This is a genomic window from Paenibacillus sp. MER 180, from assembly GCF_023713665.1.
GTDB lineage: Bacteria > Bacillota > Bacilli > Paenibacillales > Paenibacillaceae > Paenibacillus_B > Paenibacillus_B suaedae.
In genome coordinates, this window is sequence record NZ_JAMAVT010000081.1 from 1 (window position 1) to 423 (window position 423).

Here is a 423-nt window from a genome sequence, read left to right on the forward strand (position 1 = left end):
GGTTCGTTGAAGCGCGATTGCACGATGCCGATACGCAGGCCGTCGCCTTCGAGATTCGGTTGGTATTGTCCGATTTCCATGATCTGGTCCGTGGTGTGGATGAACGGTTATAGGGCGAAAGCGCCGTGGCGGGTTACGCGTGGGACGCCGGGCAGGACTTGGCTTCGCCGCCGGGCATCGGAATGAAGCCCGTGACTTCGAGGCCGTAGCCGGACATGCTGCCCAGCTTGCGCGGATTCGACAGCACCTGCATCTTGCCGACGCCGACATCGCGCAGGATCTGCGCGCCGATGCCGAACGTCTTGAAATCGACCGGCCGGCGCTTGAGCGCAGCGGCCTTTTCTTCCTCGTCGAACGCCTTGAAGACGTCGATCAGGTGTTCCTTCGTATCGCCGCAATTGAGCAGCACGATCACGCCGAGGT

1 pseudogene is annotated in these 423 nt (G+C 61.7%); it reads right to left on the reverse strand.

Annotated features, from left to right (window positions below):
• Positions 1 to 133 precede the first annotated feature (133 nt).
• Positions 134 to 423: pseudogene (locus tag M3661_RS29930) on the reverse strand (hypothetical protein); the annotation flags it as partial.